Here is a 20,010-nt window from a genome sequence, read left to right as displayed (position 1 = left end):
CCTGGCCTGCAGGCAAAGATATTCTAAATCCGCAATCAATTATTTAACATGTCTTTACTTCTCCAAAAGAGCAAAAGTGCACCACAAATAAGGCGCCTGTCCGTGGTAGTCGCCTATGTGTCGCGGGCGATCATAGTAATACTGTTTGTCGTTCTTTTTATTAGTCCCCACGCAAACCTCGGTTACGTCACCTTTCTCATTGATATAGGGTATCAAAGCCATCCATGCTTTCCTGGCAACCGGCGCATATTCATTTTTATCCAGCCATCCCTTTTTTACACCTGTTATGAGCGCATAGGTAAACATTGCCGATCCGGATGTTTCTGCCCAGCATTCCGGCTCGTCAATTAACTGGTTCCACATACCGCCGGCTGTCTGATACTTTTTCAGGCTTTCCATCATCGTTAGATAGCCCTTCATAATACGCGGACGATCTTTATTGTCTTTAGGTAGATTACGCAGCAGCTCCGTCATACCGGCAGCCATCCATCCATTGCCGCGTCCCCAATAAAACGGAACATCAGGAGCATGATAGAAAAGGCCATTCGGTCGTTGCAGCTCGTCAAGGTACATCACCATTTCTTTCGCAGCCCGGTCGATATATTTCCGGTCTTTGGTTACTTTATATGCCTGAGTTTGTACTATGGTGATCATATACATATCGTCGATCCATAGGCGTGTTTGCCAGGTGTAACCTTTCTCTGCCCAGGATTTTTGCTGTGCGCTCGCATTTTCAGGAACGATCCATTGGGTATCGGCATAAGGTAAGCCCAATTCCAGATATCTTTTCTCTTTAGTCACTTGATAGAGTTCGAGAGGCAAGCTTCCAAACATGTTCAAATCAACATGGTTCATAATCGGCAATAGTGCTTTTTCTGTTGTAAACAACGGTTCGAAGCGATCTTGCAGCGATGTTATCAGTTTTTTGTCTTTGGTTATCGCTCCAAACTTAAGAGCGCCGTTCCAGTTAAATGTTTCGGGATAACTGATCCATTTTCCTGCATGGAGCATATGTTTCCCCTCTAAAAACCGATATGCTAAACGCTTACCAACCTCCTGGGGCGTAAATCCTTTAGGAAAATCTGTCAGACTATTATTCTGAGCAAATAAGAACTGGAAGGGAAAAAGAAGCAGCAATACAAATAATCTCTTATGCATAATGATAAATTTTAACTATGAAGTGTGTTATGATATAAGTTTCCGTTTCGTTCATGGTCGTTGGCGAAACCAATCAGGATATATTTAGTTAGACAAAGACACCGCTTTTGTTGCCGGAGGTCCGAGGTAGGATCTCTTCATACCGCCGAAATCCAGCACTACTTTTGAAATAACCACACCCGGATCTCCGCAGAGGATCTTTAGCGTGTGTTTGCCGGGCCTATTGATGTGAAGCACTGATTTCTTGACAGCGCTATTTCTCAGGACATTTTCAGACCATACCTGTGAGTATTCCATGGCTGATGTAGAAGGCTGTGAAACAGGGCCATCGTCAATACACACACCGTACTTTGTTTCCCCACCCGACGTTTCATGTCCAAGAGCCCTGTCTGTGCTCACCGGAAAGGTAGGCAGCGCATAGGTATAAACGTCTACCGAACCTGCCTGAAAGGTATAGAAGTTATATTCCAGAGATGGCACGGTGCTGCTCATCGGATTTTGAAACGGGGCTGTCGGATCGCCGAGCTGTACAGATGCCCCTTCATAACCCAGGCCAGGGACAATCCTCATCTTAATATCTTCATTCTCCACTTTTTTATGAAATCCCGTGGCATTAATTGAGATATACCCGTTATCTTCTATAAACAGTCCGTTGACATCTGCCAGAGATGGGGCTACCGGGTTGAAGACCGACACCAAAACCTCTTCTTTTTTATTGCCGGCAGTGATTGTAACCGAGCCGGCGACTTTCTCGCCGCGCGGAACTTTTTTCCAGTCGACCGATACCCATATGCGCTCTTCGGTGGTGGTCGACCCACTTTTTGTATTAACAACAATCCAGCTATCGGAAGGCTTCAATGACCATTTCAACGGATCTTTGCCGGTATTATAGATGTCTATATAATACGACGGCCTGTTATAGGTGTTGAAAGAAGGAAGGGCATGAAAGCTCCGCACCCCTTTCAGTACATCTTCTCCTTCGGCCAGCACATTCAACGCGGCTGGGCCAGATAGCACAACAGAATCGAGTCGCGGCAGTTCAAAATAAGAAGCCGTAACCCCTTGCACCATCGACATCATGTGATTCCATTTGCCATTCAGCAAAGAGTTATAGCCCTTTGTTATTACCTGCAAACTATCGTAATACACCTTCACCTCATCTTTGAGCAAATTGGTAGCCGCACGTTGCTGCCGTGCATACCAGCGATTTTTCTGGGCAGTGAGATGCATCTTGTTCATCAGTTCGGCGCCCTTTACCGGGTAATAGAGTAACTGGTAAAAAGAAGGCTTCTGATTGTCTTTCAATTTGCCCATCAAGCTGGTTACAGCATTGCCTATCCGGTCATATTCTTTCAGCCTGGATTCAGCTTCTTTGTAATTTGAAAAAGAAAAGTCAGTATCTGTAGTCCGTTCTCTGTCGTTCTTATTAGTATTCCATTCATAGCCCCAGCCCATAGCTTCAGGTTTCCGCGCAAAGGCCAGCTGATAATAAGAGGTAGTGACATCGAGCAGCTGGTCGTAATGCTGCTTTCCGAATAAATTGCTAAGCCATGCTGCGTGATATTTGGATATCATAGCATAGTCGAATTTATTGATATTATATGCCATATCCATGAAGAGGGAGAAAGGGAATTCGCAGGATTTAATATCGCCCACGTTGAGCAGCCATAAACGGTCGGCCGAAGTGTCATACGCTTTGCGTAATTCTTCATACATCAAAGCCGGGGGCGTAGAACTTATCCACAGATAATCATGAGGCTTGCCGAGATAAGATGCATGATAATAAACGCCGGAGCGTCCGGAACGTTTCCGTTCCGCTGCGTTACTCAGGCGCTTAAGGTAACCGTAATTATCATCAGGCCAAACGATGGTTACATCGTCAGGCAGTTCCAATCCATTAGAATAGATATCCAGCACTTCTTTATAAGGCGTAAATGCCTGCGGGATCTGATTGGCCGGCTTTCCAATGACGTCCGTCAGGATCCTCCTCTGATCGAGCAATGCATCACCTAATACCTTTACACGGTCTTTTATGGAGCTGTTCACCGACATGGCCTTGTCGTGGATTCCGCGCAGCGCCAGGGTATACACATTCTCGTACTTAGCATTGCTTTTTACACGTTCCTTCAGCACTTTATTGATCCCTTCCTTGTTGGTCAGGTAATCCCACTCGCCCATCGTTTTTTTATCCCATTCACTGGCGTTGTTAAATAACAAAGGCTCCGCATGCACCGAACCCATTACAATCGCGAAACTATCAGCCAGGAGTTTATTCTCAGGTATTTTATTAAATGCTGTACTTGCTTCATGCATGGCCGGGCACAGGTAATTAGCCTTGAGCCGAAGCAGGAGCTCAAACACTTTGGCGTATGTTTTGGGACCGATATTGCCCTGCTTTACATCGAACGTACGCTTTGCCCAACGGAGCAAGCCCCAATCTTCGTCGTTAACATAAATGCCGCGGTACTTTACTGAAGGTTCATTTGAAACTGTCGTTTCTACTTTAAGATTAAGCTGCGACCTTCTTTCTACCGGTGCATCTGCCCACCAGTACCATGGAGAGACGCCAATCGCTTCGGAAAGAGAGAAAACGCCGTAGGCGGTACCCCGACGGTCACTGCCTGCTATAATAAGTGCTTTCTTTACCCCTGGAGCAGGGTTAGCAACGAGTTGAACGAGGTAAGATTCCCATTTACCCTTTAATCCGCCGACCTCTATTTTGCCTTCACGGATCAATTTATCGATCAGCCCGCTGCTGCCTATGGTACCTATAATGACGCTGTTTTCTGCCAACCTGGCTTCCGAAGATACAGTGGCCGGAAGTTTCCCGGTTACCCTTTGTATATCTTCTGCAAACAAACGGCCTGCTCTTTTCACAACTTCGTGGTCCTTATTATCGAAATAAAGAACCGTTTTATTTTGCTGGCCGCTCAGGTTAAACTCACTTTGGAGCCTACTACCGTCAGAAAGACTGATCTGTGCGCTGACGGTACACATAAATAAGCTGGTTAATATAATTATAGGCAGTATTCTTTTAGGAATACATACAACCCACGGATGGAGTATTTTGATTTTAGTGAAAGAGGTAGTCCTGAAGCTTTCGGTGAATAAAGTAAGAAATTCTAATTTCATAAAAGTTGTTGCACAAAGACAGTATTGCCTGGATGAATTTGCAATACCTGTTATTATTGGTTTCTATTACGAACCAAAGTAAACTAATGAAATTTAGAAAACCTGTTCAATCGTTTGCCGATTTGTATCAGATTACATAAGGAATATTGAGGCTGTATCATAAATCATGGTGCAGCCTCTTTTTATTTTTAATATTTCAGGATTTTTACCATTGATTATTTGATTTAATAATCTGATTTTCATATATTTAGTGTATAATCAGATAAAAGATGGCGGTAAAGCAACCTGTTTTCAAGCCCTATAATCAGGCACAAATTCTGGTACTCCCACCAACCCTTGAAGAATTGATCCCTTTATGGCATCCGGTCCGGGTTGTAAATGAGGTCATTAACAAGCTCAATATAGAGCCGCTTTTAAAAGCTTATCACATTAGGGGAAGTTCAAGTTATCACCCTCAAATGCTGCTTAAAGTGGTGGTTTATGGGTACGTTACCAACCTTTATTCCAGCCGTAAACTGGCGGCAGCCTGTAAGGAAAGTATTTACTTCATGTGGTTAAGTTCGATGAGCTATCCCGATCATAATACGATCAACCGTTTCCGGGGTGTGCGCTTGAAACATGCCCTGCGCAGTGTGTTTGAAGAGGTGGTAAAGCTGTTGTCGGAAGAAGGGCTGCTGAGCATAGAGGAGATTAATACGGATGGAACGAAGATCGAAGCCAATGCCAACAAGTACACCTTCGTTTGGAAGAAGTCGATTCAGACCAATAAAGAGAAGATGAAAAAGCAACTGACTGAGATATGGCAGTATGCACAACAGGTAGCCTCGGAAGAAGACAAGATGCCTGAGCCGCCTGATTTTACGGAAATTAACAGCGAAAAAGTAAAAGCTGCCGTAGATCAGCTTAACGAAAAGCTGGCCGCAAAAGATAATGCAGATAAAAAGGTGAAGGCTAAACTGAAGTATATTACTAAACATTACCCGCAGAATATAGAAAAATATGAGCATCAGGAAGAGATCCTGGGCCAAAGGAACAGCTTTAGTAAAACCGATACGGATGCTACTTTCATGCGGATGAAAGAAGACCACATGAAAAATGGTCAGTTAAAACCCGCCTATAATGTTCAGATATCTACCTCCAACCAGTTCATTGTCAATTATACCATTCATTCCAATACAACAGACACCAATACGCTGAATGCTCATTTAACGCAGCATGAAGCCAGCTTTGGCAAAGCACCTGAAAAGCTCACCGCGGATGCCGGGTACGGATCTGAAGAAAACTACACGCTGCTGGAACAAAAGCAAACCATTGCCTTTGTAAAGTATGGGATGTTCGATAAAGAGCAAAATGAAAACTACAATAACAAACAGCCTTTTGCAGCAAGCAAGCTTTTCTATAACCAGGAGAAAGATTGTTACATCTGTCCGATGGGCCGGCAGATGAATTTCATCGGGACAAGTAGAAAACGAACAAGCACCGGTTTTGAGCAAACAGTAAAAAGATACCAGGCGGGCAATTGCGCTAACTGTCCGCTCAACGGTGCTTGTCATAAATCAAGCGCCAACAGGATCATTGAGGTCAATGTAAATCTGAACCGGCTTAAGCAAAAGGCACATGAACTGTTAAACAGTGAAGAAGGCCTACAGCGGCGAAAGAAACGATGCTTTGATGTGGAACCAACTTTCGGAAACATTAAACAGAACCATGGTTTCAAAAGGTTCATGCTTCGGGGTAAGGAAAAAGTGGAGATCGAATGGGGTTTGATTGCAATTGCACAAAACTTAAGGAAAAAAGCAGGGTGAAAAGCTGCTTTTTGACTGGTTTTCGACCCCGAAAAGCAAATTATCCACAGCTTGCCCAAATTCATCTTGCACTACCTTAATAGGCAACAAATACAGAGGCCGCATCATTTGAATTATGATACGGCCTCAATAAATGCTGGGGATAAGCGATTTTAATTACCAGGGTTACGTGGATCAAAAACAGCTACTGCCACTCTCGAGTCAGCACAGCCATAATAAAGATACCACTTCTCCTTAAACCAGACCAGCCCCTGTGTAAACACGGTACCAGCTGCATATTGTCCCCGTTTTTCAAAAGCCTCAGTAGGCTTAAAAAAGGGCTTTTCCAACCGGCCAAGAACCTTCGCCGGGTTCGTAATATCAAATAATAACTGGCCCGCAGAGTAAATCCCTGCGCTTAAAGTTGTATCGCCTTTGCTCCCTGGTGCGTTTTTGCCATTATAGATAAGCAGAATACCTTTCTTCGTCACTATAGCCGGAGGCCCGCATTCGGTGAAACTGCTGTCGAAATATCCTTTTCGGGGAGCAATTAAAACTTTCAGGTCACCCTTGTCATCCACCAGAGGGTCCCAGTTTACCAAATCAGTTGAAGTGGCGAGATAGACATTTGATTCTCCCCAATACATCCAGTACTTCCCGTTAATGCGGGCGATAACCTGCTTGCCTTTTTCAATCTTAGTGACGATGGAAGCCGATTTTGACCAGATATTATAGAATTTCCCGCCGTACGCTTTTTTAAAGATTGCTCCGTGTTTCGTCCAGTTAATCAGATCGCGGGAGGTCGCGACGGCTAGTCTCGCATTCTTTCTATTCCACTGCGTATATACAATCACATAAGTTCCGTCGCTGGTAACAGCCACCCTCGGGTCTTCACAACCTCCCGGCCACTCTACATCTTTCTGACTATCATTTGCCGGGTATAATACAGGGGCTTTCCTGCGGGTAAAATGAATCCCATCAGAGCTTTCCGCATATCCTATCCGGGAAGTTCGCTTGCCTATACCCTCTCCAAAGCGATCTTCAGCCCGGTATAACACTACCACCTTGCCATTCTTTACAACGGCTCCGGGATTGAAAGTATCGTTGGCCTCCCAGTTCACCCGCTTGTTATCTATGGGAGAAATAAACGAAGTGGTGCTGTCAGGCGAAATAATTGGATTGACGCCGGCAGGCCTTGTAAAAGGGCCAAGCGTCCAGTCAGGTAATTTGGTTTGATGGTTTTGCTGACCCTGAACTGATGTAAAGAAGAAACATAGAACAATAAAAAAAGCTTTCATTAAATACTTCATTTTCCGTATATACTTGTTTTTATAATTGTGAGACAAATAAAATGTCAGGAAAAGCCTTCTCAAGATAACTTAAAATTATGATCAGGAGGGCACTTACCGTTCAAAACGGGTTGATTGGCAGTGCCCCTGATCGTGGTTAATCATTCAGTGTTTCTTTTATCTTCTTCCAGACTGCTAATAGCCGGTATTCTGCGGATACTGCGGACCTGAAATCACCCTGTCTATCTGGTCCTGAGGTATCGGCCTCAAAACGTGCTTTTCCTGAATATTAGCTGCTGCATCGGGGTTATGCTTCTTGACGCGCTCAATCAGTTTATTGGTCCGTACCAGGTCCAGCCAGCGCGTTTGTTCACCTGCTAACTCGCGCGACCGTTCATCTAAAACATAATCCAGCGAAACTTTGTCTGAGGTAATAGTCATCGCAGCCACGTTGCCGGTTGGGTTTGCAGCCCGCTCACGTACTGCATTGATGTATTTGGCAGCGTTAATATTGTCGCCAAGATTAACAGCCGCTTCTGCAGCCAACAGATAGGTTTCTGCCAGACGATAGACAATAACCGGCCTTACCGATGGATCGTTGATGCTTGCTCTTTTTGTGTCCTGATACTTCAGCATGGTTGGAAATAACTGCAAAGTATAATTCCGCGGAGGCACCAGCAAATAACGGCTAGCAGCTATTTTAGCATCGCTAACATCCACACCGGGCATATAGATTGCCGTATCACCAAGCGCATATTTGGGTACGCCATTAACTTTCGGGATCTTCTCGGCAGAGTTAGATAACCATACAGACTGGAACGTTTTATAATACCTGGTGTCGTTTGTTTTGTCGGCAAAGCAGGTATCGCTCAACCAACGTGTTAATTCAACACGTGCATAAGGACGACCGTAAGCCATAGAGCGGACAAGTCCGGGGAAGTTCTCATACCCCATCACGTAATAAAAGTTCAACTCGTTACTATTGTTGTTATAGGTGAGGTTAGATGTATGTTGTACACTCCATAACACTTCCTTGCTTCCTTCATTACCCTCTGCATAAACAGATGCAAAATCGGGCAGCAAGCCGATGCCCAGACTCGCGCTGTTATCAATAAGACCTTTGGCGATATTGTAAGCGTTCTGGAAATCATCCGATTGTTTGGCTGATGTGTATGCTCTGGTCAGATAAACCTTTGCGAGCAAGTGCGAAGCTGCAGCTGCGGTCGCTTTTCCCGGCAATACACCATTCTTAACCGGACTTGGCGGCAATGCGTCGATAGCATCTTTCAGATCCTGAATAATGAAATTATAAACATCAGCAATAGGAGCCCTGTCGGCGCTTGTACTCGGTTCGGCAATAAAATGAGTATTCAGCGTCACAGGTCCCCAGAAACGTACCAGTAAGAAATAGTAGTTTGCCCGCAGGAATTTAGCCTCAGCTATTTTTTGCTTAACAGTACCCGCATCAAGTCCCGTAACTGCCGCGCCATTGTCAATCACACCGTTACAGGTATTAATATAGGTATAACAAGCATTCCACACACGCGATACCCAGGTGCTGCTCGCGTCGAAGCTGCTGGAATAGATATTAAAATTACTATTTCCGCCGCCGCCTGATTTGAACTCATCTGTGCCGGGGACAGTCATAGTCATTAAGCCTTCATTTCCCCATATATCACGGTTGCCGGCATAGGCCGCATCTAGACCGGATTGAAAACCCTGTGCTGTTTGAAAATACTCGGGGGTCAGCCCCGAACGTGGTTGTTCTATTAACTGCTTCTTGCAGCCTAAGCCAGAGAAAACGATCGCTGCCAGTATGATATATTTATATATGATAGATCTCATGTCAGAACAATTAAAATGTAACATTTAAACCAAATAACAACGACTTCGTGGGCGGCGTATCTACGCCCAGCGTGCCCGCCGACTCCGGATCTATGCCAGGAAACCGGTCATGTAATTTCGAAAACAGGATAATGGCATCATTGAAACTACTGTAGACATGAAGTGACTTTACCCCTATTTTATTTACCATAGCCGTTGGCAAGGAATATCCTAAATTGATGGTTTTAATTTTTAAATACGACGCATTATAATAACCCAAAAGATCACCATAAGCAGGGCTTCCTACGTTAAAATTGGGTTTAGGATATGTATTTTCATGGTTATCAGGGGTCCAGTAATTGACGTCTAAATTATTCTCCTTTCCGTTTAAGGCATTTACTTTACTGCCGGGCTGAAGCCAGTAGGCTATCTGTGTACCTCCCACCCTGTAAGTAGACACCACGTTCAGGTCAAAACCGCGATAACTAAAGCGGTTGGTAAAACCACCCAGGAACTTCGGGTCACGTGAACCCACAATCGTCCGGTCGTTCGAATTGATCACACCGTCGCCGTTCAGATCGGCCACCTTTATAGTACCGATAACAGAGCCTGCTCCGGTCATCGTAAGCTTAAGATCCTTCGCCAGGGCCGAATCAGCTGCCGTATTTTGCCAGATACCTAGCCTTACATAATTATAAAGTGAATTAATAGGATGTCCGACAAAGCGGTTATTACCTACATCTTCAGTCACTCCATTTTGCAGCGCAACGATCTTATTGCGGTTAAATGTGATATTAAAATTTGTGCTCCAGCCAAAATCATTTCTTGATCTCGCCACAATATTGGTGGAGGAAATGGAAACCTCCAATCCTTTATTTTGTGTTTTACCAACATTCGCAAAAAATTGCTTGGTATAACCAGTGGTAATGGGTAGGTTTTGTGGAAGAATGAGATCGCTGGTATTCTGCTTGTAAGCATCAACAGACCCTGTAATCCGGTCGTTTAGTAAACCAAAGTCCAGACCCAGGTTCAGCGATGTCGTATATTCCCAGCCTAGCTTAGGATTGGGTACATTATTAGGATAGGTGCCCGTAACGTTTGTCGTCCCATAGTTGTAATTAATCAACTCCAGCCCGCCGAGTGTTTGGTAAGGCCTTACGGCAGCATTTCCTACCGAACCGTAGCCCGCGCGTAGCTTAAGGTTTGATAAGAAAGAAAGGTTTTTCATAAAATCTTCCTGCGCGATATTCCAGCCAAGGGCTGCCGATGGGAATAAATGGTATTTGTTTCCGGGAGCAAGCGTAGACGAACCGTCAGACCGCACGGTAAGTGTCAGCAAATACTTGCTCATGAAGTCGTAGTTGATACGTCCCATAAACGAGACGATATTAAACTTATTGTAATCACCATCTCCCTTCAGGTTCGATCCTAAAGCCGGATTGAAATATTGGATCTCATCTGCCAGGATGTTGTTATAAGAGAAATTTGTTGACGCTTTATAATCTTCCTGATAGCTAAAAAGGCCGGTGGCAGTTACGTGATGCTTTTTTGCAAAGGTATTCTCGTACGTCAGCAGGTTTTCCAGGGTGTAATCGTAAAAGTCATAATTGGTATTTCTGGCAGTAGAGGGCCCGCTGAGGTTTTGAAAAGTGGCGCTGCCATAGAATGCGCCATAAGTTTCCGGGGTAAGCTCCAGGCCTCCGTTAAACCGGTATTTCAGGTGCGGCAAAATTTGCGCCTCGGCATATATAGTTGTAAAGGTATTATACCGGGAGCGTTTTTGAACTACTGCACCAGGTACCAGATTAGCCAAAGGATTATAAGTCAGGGAGCCGCCGCCGGGGAAAGGGATAAGATTTCCTTTGTCGTCGTATGGAACGGTAAGCGGGCTGGAGATCAGCGCCTGGACCACCGGGTTTATACTTTCTCCGCTGATCTTGCTAATGGTGTTTAATGAACTTCCACCCACTTTGACATACTTACCCAGCTCCTGATCTACGCTTACCTTGAAACTGTAGCGCTTGAACGATTGACCAGGAAACACACCAGTTTCATCATAAAAACCAGTCGACACAGCATACTTTGTAGAGGGTGTTCCACCCGAAACGCTCAGCTGATGATTTGTTTTCAGTCCATTTTTGAAGATAAGCTTTTGCCAGTCGGTTGCTGTTCCATTTTCCATGCCGGCCAGTTCGGCAGGAAGGAAGGTAATACCGTCTGTATAGAACTTCGGATCATCTATTCCGCTGTAACGATTAGGTGTGCCAATGGTGTTGGGGTTATTTGCGTTATAGTTGCCCCACTTTTTATACGTCTCATATGCTTTTGTATCCATCACGTCATAATGGCCAAGGGCGGTTGAGACACCTCCGTAACCACTATAAGAAACTACAGGCGCTCCATTTTTACCTCTTCTTGTGGTGATAAGAATCACGCCATTTGCTCCTCTGGAACCGTAAATAGCGGTTGCAGATGCATCTTTCAATATTTGTACGGATGTTACGTCATCCTGATTAAGGTCATTAATATAGGTACTGTTGAATGGTATCCCGTCTACCACATAAAGCACATCATTGGTCGCACCCAATGATCGCTGACCCCTAATGGAAATGGACGGTGTCGCTCCAGGATTACTCTTACCACCAGATTTTTGAATATCCAGGCCAGGTGCCTGACTTTGAAGGGCGCTTATCAGGTTACTTGCCGGTACGCTTTTAATGGCTTCTTCACTCACCGACGCAATTGAACCTGTAACATCCGCCTTCTTTTGAGAACCATATCCAACCACGATCACCTCTGATAAGCCTGTTGTTACAGGCTTAAGAACGATGCTCATACTGACTGCACTCCCCACCTTTCTTTCCTGAGGTTCAAAACCGATAAAGCTGAATATCAGTATAGCATCGGCATTATCAACCGATATTGTAAAAGACCCGTCATTAACAGAAACCGTCCCTATGTTAGATCCTTTGATCTTCACGCTAACTCCGGGAAGCGCTTCTCCCTTTTCATCGGTTATTTTACCTTTAATAACCTTCCTAAGCTCCCGTTCTGCAACAGTTATTATCGGTTTACTTTTAATGAGCACGGTTGCATCTTCGATATAATAATTTACCGGCTGGTCTTTAAAACACTTATCGAGTGCCTCCGTTAATGACATGTTCTTAACAGATAAACTCACCGGCTTTGTATTCTTAAGATCCTTAGAGTTATAGAGGAAATTATAACTTGTTTGTAATTGAATTTGCTCAAGCACAGCTATAATAGAGGCATTCTCTACATTAATAGAAACTTTTTGCGCCAAACCGGCCGCGCTGGCGTGTAATAAAGCCATTGTCAGTATAACAATAGTAAGTTTCATTACGAGCAGAATTTTTTTGATACAATACGATCGGCTACTGCAAATCTTTGCTGTAAAAATTTTATACATTTGAATGTTAGATTAATAGTTAATTGGTTGTATTTCCATTCAATTAAATTATCTGACCCAGCTTTCTGTAGCTGACATCCGGGGGCGGAGCGAACGCTCCCGGTTTTAAGATAATTCATTAAGCCACCGGTAGCGATTAAGTCATCACAATAACCCTCCTTCCTTCAATTTTAAAATGTAAAGGCCCCAGTTTCTCCAGGTAATGGAGCAATTCTTTAAAGCTCTTTGATCGGTAAAATGTACCTCCGAACTTCTGATCCTCTACGTCTCCCCGGTATTCAACTTCTATGTCATACCAGCGTGAAATTTTCTTCATTATGCTTTTAATATCCTCATCGCGAAAAAGGAAGTAACCGTTTTTCCAGGCCATTACTTCCGAAATGTTAGCGGATGAAATGGCTATCTGATCTGATGCCCTGCCGACAACAGCTTGTTGCCCCGGCTGTAATAAAGCCTGGTGGCCATTCTTAAAAACCCGCACAGATCCGTCCAGAAGCGTGGTGGTCAAATCACTCTCATCAGAATACGAATTAATATTAAATCTGGTTCCCAAAACCTGTATGGTCACGCCGTTTACATTCACATGAAAAGGCATATTCTTATTTTTGGCCACTTCAAAATAAGCCTCACCTGTTAAGCTGACAGCCCGGGTACGGCCATTAAACGCGGTTGGATAACTGAGAGAAGAGGCAGCGTTAAGCCAAACCCGGGTACCATCAGGTAATATCACCTGATATTCTCCGCCCCTGGGTGTTTCTATTTTATTGAAAACTACCGAATTCGACCTAATTCCACTGCTTGTAGCCCGGTAAATAATCTCGCCTTTTTTTGTCTTTTCTATCTCAACACCCGACTCTTTAGCCAGTTGCCCTGCTCCGGTCTGACCGAGTACTATCTTTTTCCCATTTGAAAGAGTGAGTATGGCTTTATTGTCGCCTGGTACGATCTCGTCTTTTGCTTTTATCTCCGCAGTATGGCTGGCTAAACTGAGATCAGCCTTTTTAGTATTAACGAGATAGTAAGTAAACGACAGGGAAACAATCAAAACAGCGGCAATACGGAGCCGGATCACCTGATGACGCTTATCCGGCCGAACTTTGAAACGTGGATCAGATTTAATGCGGTCATATATTTTATCAGCCTGTGTCTTCTCAAACACAGGTCCGTCTTTCCTGTCACGCAACAATCTGTCGGTTATCTCTGAGAATAATTCAGGGTCAGAATGGTCCATATACTTTAACAATTCATCACAATCCTTGCGGTCAATGGTATTGTTAAAATATCCCTCTAATAATTTCCGGAGCCTGTCTTTATTCACGGTTCTCAATTTATAATCAGTCTCTAACTGGTTTTCATATAAGAGAACACGAAACTTGCCGGAGGGGACTAGTGATGTTGGATTTTTTTTAAAGAAAAAGATTAGTAAAAAGCAAAAATAAGCAAAACGGTTAAAACCATTGCTATACAAGGCTTTATAAAACCAGTAGTCTTAGTTCGGAAGTCGGTGTCTGATAGGTTTTGGGCTTAAAATGACAAGGTTAGGTTACTAATTCGTTACCGATTGATAAAAGTGACTATATAGCTTAACCGATTATATTTCAGTCTTTTGCACCTCTTTTTACATTCCCTTGTAACTCAATGTAATTTAATTTTAAACGTTAAACATTTGAGTTATGGAACAAACAAAAAAATCGACGTTCAAACTGCTTTTCTACCTAAAAAAGAACGAATTGAAAAAGAACGGTAATGCTCCGATTATGGCACGTATTACCATTGACGGAACCCCTAAAACTTTCGGAACAAAGTTAGAAATTGACCCCAATAATTGGGATTTAAAACACGGAAGAGTTCAGGGCAAAAGTGCGCAGGCATTAAGTATCAATAAAAAACTGGATAATATACGTGGGCGTATCGACAAGATTTATGAAGATATGTTGAAGCACGAGGGCTTTGCGACCGCCCAAAAAGTAAAGCTATCGTTTTTGGGTGTTGGCGTAATGGATGATGCAATACTTAAAGTCTTCAACGACCAAAATGAGGATTTTAAAAAATTGGTCGAAAAGGAAGAACGTGCGCAAAGCACTTACAACAAGTATATCACGGTTTACAATCATCTTACCACGTTTATAAAAGAACGCTATCATCGTGATGATATGGCTTTTCGGGAATTGACTGCCGATTTTATCCGGGAGTTTGATTTTTACCTCCGGTACGACTTACAATCTTCGCATAATACGGTTTGGGTTTACACTATGCCTGTATTAAGTCTGGTGGAACTGGCTATTAAAAAAGGCTTGATACGTGATAATCCGTTTCAGAATTACGAAATCAATATGGAAGAAACCGACCGGGGCTATATCCTTAAAGAAGATGTTGAAAAGCTGATGATGTGCGTACCATCGCACCAACGGTATGAACTTGTAAAAGACCTGTTTATTTTCAGTTGCTTTACAGGACTTGCTTATGCGGATATTAAGAAACTGACAAGGAACAACATTCAATCATTCTTTGACGGTCATCAGTGGATTATCAGTAGGAGAAAGAAATCAGATATTGCTTCAAATGTTCGGTTAATGGAAATTCCTAAACGTATCATTGAGAAATATCAGGGTACGACAAGGAATGAATTTATCTTTCCGGTTCCGACCAATGCAACCTGCAATACTCACATAGGCAAACTGGTTGAAAAGGCAGAAATCATTACGGAGCATAAAGTAACTTTTCACACGGCAAGGCATACTTTCGGAACAATGTTTTTGACCGAGGGCGTACCGCTTGAAAGTCTTAGCAAAATGATGGGGCATAAAAATATTTCCACCACACAGATTTACGCTAAAATCACAAGCCAAAAAATCAGTAAGGATATGGATTTAGTTACCCCTAAATTCAAGGCAATGGAAGAAGCGTTTATGATGGCAATCTAATCAGCTTTTATCTAATCTCAATGAGCAGAACTTAACGGTTCTGCTTTTTTTATGCCTATACTTTTTGTGTAGGTAAAGCACATTTACTTTCCTATACGCAAGCCAACGCTGTAAAAGAGCTTATTACCTACTTCCGAAATAGAAAATTGAAAACCGAAACCTCTACCTAACGTTCCCTGCTATTCCGTTTTTCAAATCTCTACAGGCTATCGTAGCCTGGTCATTAATGCCATAAAATTTAGAACAGAATATTTCCACAATCAACCGGTAAAAAGGCAGCTAAGTTATAGCGGGCAGCCACCCACACGCCCAACCAAAAGACTACGGCATAATGGCAAGTCAAAAAGATGGCTTCGCCGATTGCAGTGTGTTGCCTTGCCACCTTCCGGGACTTATTCCGTTTCCTTTTGGTTTTCCGCTTAGCCCGCTTGGATTATCTGCTTTCTTTTTTCCGGTTTTTCTTTTGGAAAAAATTATGCGAAGCGAAGCGGAGCAAACCACAACGGGAAACGAGAAAAGCGAGTGAGTATTTAAACATTTTTTCAAACATCAAAATTTTAGCATTATGGCACACAACATCAATTTCAACGAGCAAACAGGGCGTCATTCATTCTTCAGCGTTCAACAAAAAGCGTGGCACGGTTTGGGGCAAATCGTGGAGCAGTACCCAACAAGCAAAGAAGCAATAGTACATGCAGGTTTAGATTACGAGGTTATCAAATCCCCACTGTTTACACAGGGCAGAACAATGAGCATAGGCTACAGTGGAGAACTGATTGAAGCCAATGACATCTTAGTACCTAACAGTTTCGCCACACTTCGCACCGACACCAATACACCGTTGGGCGTAGTAGGCAAAGACTACCATATCGTACAAAACCGTGAGGCGTTCAATTTCTTTGATGCTATTGTAGGCGGAGGCGATGGTATATTGTACGAAACCGCAGGAGCATTGGGCAACGGTTATGGAAAGTAAAAGATTATGTAAAGCTATCCTCTTAAAGCCGTTGGATTACTCAAATTCAGCGGCTTAACCTCATTTATACTTTACATTATTTTGTTGGCGGCAATAGTGCCCTAACCATAAATAATGTAATTATGAAAGAAAATCAAACCATCGACGAACTCGTAAATGAGTTTGAAAAACACCTTCGCACCCTGCAACGAGGTCGATACACCCTCCGGGGATATTGGCAGATCTGGAAACCCTTAAAGCTATTTATGGCTGCGGCAGGGATCGAAAACTATGATAAATCTGTTGGCGACCAGTTCATTAAGTCAAAGCTGGGCGACTATGATTATGCCTCGCTTGACCGGATGCAGCGGCATTTGGTTAATAAGGTCGATGCACTGCATGTATTTCAGTCTACAGGCCAAGTCTTTTTTGGGACTGCACCATTAAGAAGAAATCCGCCGAAGGTGTTGACAGGCGAAGTAGGTGTTGCCATGCAAGACTTTATCACTTATAAAGCAACAACTTTTACCCTGTCAAAATCAACCCAAAACCACTACCTGAACACGCTGCATGGTTTACTTACCTTTTTGAGCGGTAAAGAAATAAAGAGAGTTGCCGATATCAATGAGGTGTACCTGGTATCGTTTATGAAAAGCCTTAATCCGGCAACTCTGCCCACCAATCATTCTAAATTGGGCGTTATCAAAAGCTTTTTTGCCTATCTGTACACAGAAAAGATACTCAATAAAGATTATTCAGATGTGATACAGCGCACAAATTACAAATCGCAGCCAAAGCTCCCCTCGTTTTTTTCTACAGAAGATATTACCTGCATCATAGAAAAGATCGACCGGGGCAACCCATCGGGTAAAAGGGATTATGCGTTGGTATTGCTGGCTGCAAAACTTGGTTTGAGGGTATCCGATATAGCACAGTTAAAGTTCGAGAACATTAATTGGGATAAGGGCATCATTGAGATAATGCAGTTCAAAACCAAAAAAGAAATTACCCTTCCGCTTCTGCCCGAGATAGGAAATGCCATTGTTGATTACTTAAAATATGCACGTCCCGTCTCCAATGCGCCATATTGTTTTTTACAGCATATATATCCATTCAAATCAATAACGCCCGAAGACGTTACAAACAGAATAGCTTTACATATACGGCGTTCAGGCATCATTCTTAAGAACAGGCACAAGGGAGCGCACGCATTACGGCATAGCTTTGCTACTCATTTGCTTGAAAATAAAACACCGCTTCCTGTAATATCAGAAGCGTTAGGGCATAGTCATACAGCTTCGACCATGCTTTACCTGCGTGTTGATAAACAGCAACTTAAACAGTGCGCCCTTGATGTACCAATGGTTGCGCCAGCTTTTTACCAGCAGAAAGGAGTGTTTGTATCATGAGTACGATCAATTACTACAGCATATACAAGCCCTTTATTGAAGAGTTTGTTGCGTTAAAAAGGCATCTGGGTTATAAATACATGACCGTCGAATATGCTTTTATGCAGTTCGACCAATTGGCTTATGACCGGGAAGAAACCACTATCGGCATCAGCAAAGAACTCTGTAATGAGTGGTGCATCAGGCGGTCAAATGAATCGGACAAAACGTGGTATAACCGCATTCAGGCCATGCGGCAGTTCGGCACCTATCTGAATAAGCTAAATTACGCATCTTCCTTACCTGTACTGCCGAAAATCAAGCAATCAACCCATGTACCTTATATCTACACTAAAGAGGAAATGGCTGCCATATTTGAGGCGACCGACCAGTTAAGCGCCTATAGTACTTGTTATAACTCTATGGTCTTGGTGCTTCCTGCATTGTTCAGGGTATTATATGGTACAGGACTGCGTGTAGGCGAAGCACTATCCTTATCCTGCAAAGATGTTTATCTCGAAGAACAATATATCATACTCCGGGACACGAAGAATGGGACGGACAGGATGGTGCCAATCTCTGATTCCGTAACCCAGGTGATCAAGGAATATATGAATTGCAGGGAGCGCTTTCCTATGGTAAGAAAAACAGACCTGCTTTTTGTACAGCCCAATGGTGACTGTTGCGACAATAGCCGGACATATAACTGGTTCCGAAAAGTGCTATATAAAGCGGGTATTCCCCATCGGGGCAGGCGTCAAGGCCCGCATGTGCATGACTTGAGGCATACATTTAGTGTGCACTCGCTGGCGAAAATGGCGGAAGCCGGTACTGACCTGTATTATTCACTGCCGGTGCTTTCAACTTATCTCGGCCATAAATGCATCGCCAGTACGGACGGGTATGTACGGCTCACCGCCGATATGTACCCATCTATTATCACTAAGGTTAATAATGTCTGTCCTTTCTTATTCCCGGAAACCCATGATGAAGCAAGCCATGAAAACAGTTAACTTCCCTAAGAGCCTTGCGGACTTCCTGACCAAATATCTTCCTGCAGAAAGGGGAATGAGCAATAACACTATAGCATCATACAGGATGACATTCATTCTGCTCATCTCTTTTATGGAAGAACATAAAGGCATAAAGCCCCAAAAGCTGGTGTTCGGCGATTTGACAAAAACTTGTATTGTCGAGTTCCTTAACCACCTGGAGCAGGTACGCAAATGCAGTATCTCTACCCGCAACGTTAGGCTGGCGGCATTGCATACCTTTTTTAAGTTTGTGCAATACGAATGGCCGGAGCAATTGGAAGAATGCCGGAGCGTGCTTTCAATAAAAGTAAAAAAAGCACAGCGCGGCACCATCAATTATCTAAGCGTTGATGGCATCCGGCTTTTGCTAAGCCAGCCTGACCTGACCACAAAGCAAGGAATACGGGATCTGGCTTTGCTTGCATTGATGTACGATACGGGTGCTCGGGTGCAGGAGATCATCGACCTAACCCCGGAAAATATCAGGTTAAACAAGCCTTATACCATCAAACTCATAGGAAAAGGTAATAAAGCGCGTATTGTTCCGCTCATGGATGCAGAGGTGGTTCACTTAAAGAACTACATGGAGAAAAACCGATTATTGGAAGCCCATGCAGGGACATACCCATTGTTCTACAATACCCGAAGGGAAAAACTGACACGGGCGGGTGTTACCCATATCCTGCATAAATATGCAACAATGGCGCGAAACAGCGATAAGTTGCTAATCCCCGAAAAAATCAGTTGCCATTCGCTTCGCCATTCAAAAGCAATGCACCTTTTACAAGCTGGTGTTAACCTTGTTTATATACGTGATATTCTTGGGCATCAATCGGTTATCACAACCGAAGTCTATGCGAGAGTTGATTCCAAACAAAAACGGGAAGCAATAGAAAGCGCCTACATCAACGTTGTTAAAAAAGAAGCCCCTGTATGGGTGAACAATGAAAGCCTATTAGACTGGTTAAAGAACTTTTGAGGCTAAAATAATGTAAAGTAGAATAGCCTGATTAAACACCTGAAAATGGCAAAAGGCACTCTACTTTACATAATCTTTTACTTTCCATAACCTTTGTTATGTAAAGCTTTACA

At 43.4% G+C, this 20,010-nt stretch carries 12 protein-coding genes and 1 pseudogene; 7 read left to right on the top strand and 6 right to left on the bottom strand.

The window, feature by feature from the left end; all coding sequences use genetic code 11:
- Positions 1 to 54: 54 nt before the first annotated feature.
- Entirely contained in the window at positions 55 to 1,158 is a 1,104-nt protein-coding gene (locus BDE36_RS08870; RefSeq protein WP_128771147.1) for a glycoside hydrolase family 88/105 protein, read from the bottom strand.
- A gap of 84 nt (positions 1,159 to 1,242) precedes the next feature.
- Positions 1,243 to 4,290 (bottom strand): glycosyl hydrolase 115 family protein, encoded by a 3,048-nt coding sequence (locus BDE36_RS08865; RefSeq protein WP_202618176.1) that lies wholly within the window; start codon positions 4,288 to 4,290, stop codon positions 1,243 to 1,245.
- Between the two features lie 269 nt (positions 4,291 to 4,559).
- Here BDE36_RS08865 and BDE36_RS08860 point away from each other — a divergent pair, with 269 nt between their 5' ends.
- The gene (locus BDE36_RS08860; RefSeq protein WP_141813269.1) at positions 4,560 to 6,095 is read left to right on the top strand and encodes an IS1182 family transposase; all 1,536 of its coding nucleotides are present in this window, start codon (positions 4,560 to 4,562) and stop codon (positions 6,093 to 6,095) included.
- A 152-nt stretch (positions 6,096 to 6,247) separates the two neighbouring features.
- On the opposite strand, the gene BDE36_RS08855 is transcribed toward BDE36_RS08860, so the two are convergent.
- From BDE36_RS08855 to BDE36_RS08840, 4 genes are all read right to left on the bottom strand, one after another.
- A complete protein-coding gene (locus BDE36_RS08855; RefSeq protein WP_235904523.1) occupies positions 6,248 to 7,372 on the bottom strand; it encodes a glycoside hydrolase family 130 protein in 1,125 nt (374 codons plus the stop codon).
- 186 nt (positions 7,373 to 7,558) lie between these two features.
- A complete protein-coding gene (locus BDE36_RS08850) occupies positions 7,559 to 9,208 on the bottom strand; it encodes a RagB/SusD family nutrient uptake outer membrane protein (protein WP_128771145.1) in 1,650 nt (549 codons plus the stop codon).
- Positions 9,209 to 9,218: 10 nt separating this feature from the next.
- Entirely contained in the window at positions 9,219 to 12,548 is a 3,330-nt protein-coding gene (locus BDE36_RS08845) for a TonB-dependent receptor (RefSeq protein ID WP_161987585.1), read from the bottom strand.
- Between the two features lie 205 nt (positions 12,549 to 12,753).
- A complete protein-coding gene (locus BDE36_RS08840; protein WP_141814578.1) occupies positions 12,754 to 13,935 on the bottom strand; it encodes a FecR family protein in 1,182 nt (393 codons plus the stop codon).
- Positions 13,936 to 14,290: 355 nt separating this feature from the next.
- Here BDE36_RS08840 and BDE36_RS08835 point away from each other — a divergent pair, with 355 nt between their 5' ends.
- From BDE36_RS08835 to BDE36_RS08810, 6 genes and pseudogenes are all read left to right on the top strand, one after another.
- On the top strand, positions 14,291 to 15,541 hold the full coding sequence (locus tag BDE36_RS08835; RefSeq protein WP_141814577.1) for a site-specific integrase: 1,251 nt from the start codon (positions 14,291 to 14,293) through the stop codon (positions 15,539 to 15,541).
- Positions 15,542 to 15,872: 331 nt separating this feature from the next.
- Positions 15,873 to 16,067 (top strand): hypothetical protein, encoded by a 195-nt coding sequence (locus tag BDE36_RS08830; protein WP_141814576.1) that lies wholly within the window; start codon positions 15,873 to 15,875, stop codon positions 16,065 to 16,067.
- 39 nt (positions 16,068 to 16,106) lie between these two features.
- Positions 16,107 to 16,505: pseudogene (locus BDE36_RS08825) on the top strand (DUF932 domain-containing protein); the annotation flags it as partial.
- Positions 16,506 to 16,639: 134 nt separating this feature from the next.
- Entirely contained in the window at positions 16,640 to 17,905 is a 1,266-nt protein-coding gene (locus tag BDE36_RS08820; RefSeq protein WP_141814575.1) for a tyrosine-type recombinase/integrase, read from the top strand.
- Positions 17,902 to 18,897: a tyrosine-type recombinase/integrase gene (locus BDE36_RS08815; RefSeq protein WP_141814574.1), complete on the top strand. Its 996-nt coding sequence runs from the start codon at positions 17,902 to 17,904 to the stop codon at positions 18,895 to 18,897. Before BDE36_RS08820 ends, BDE36_RS08815 begins: the two co-directional genes overlap by 4 nt.
- Entirely contained in the window at positions 18,884 to 19,897 is a 1,014-nt protein-coding gene (locus tag BDE36_RS08810; protein WP_141814573.1) for a site-specific integrase, read from the top strand. Before BDE36_RS08815 ends, BDE36_RS08810 begins: the two co-directional genes overlap by 14 nt.
- The last annotated feature ends 113 nt before the right edge of the window (positions 19,898 to 20,010 follow it).

The sequence above is a fragment of the Arcticibacter tournemirensis genome (genome assembly GCF_006716645.1).
Classification (GTDB): Bacteria; Bacteroidota; Bacteroidia; order Sphingobacteriales; family Sphingobacteriaceae; genus Arcticibacter; species Arcticibacter tournemirensis.
This window is presented reverse-complemented; position numbering and strand designations above follow the sequence as displayed.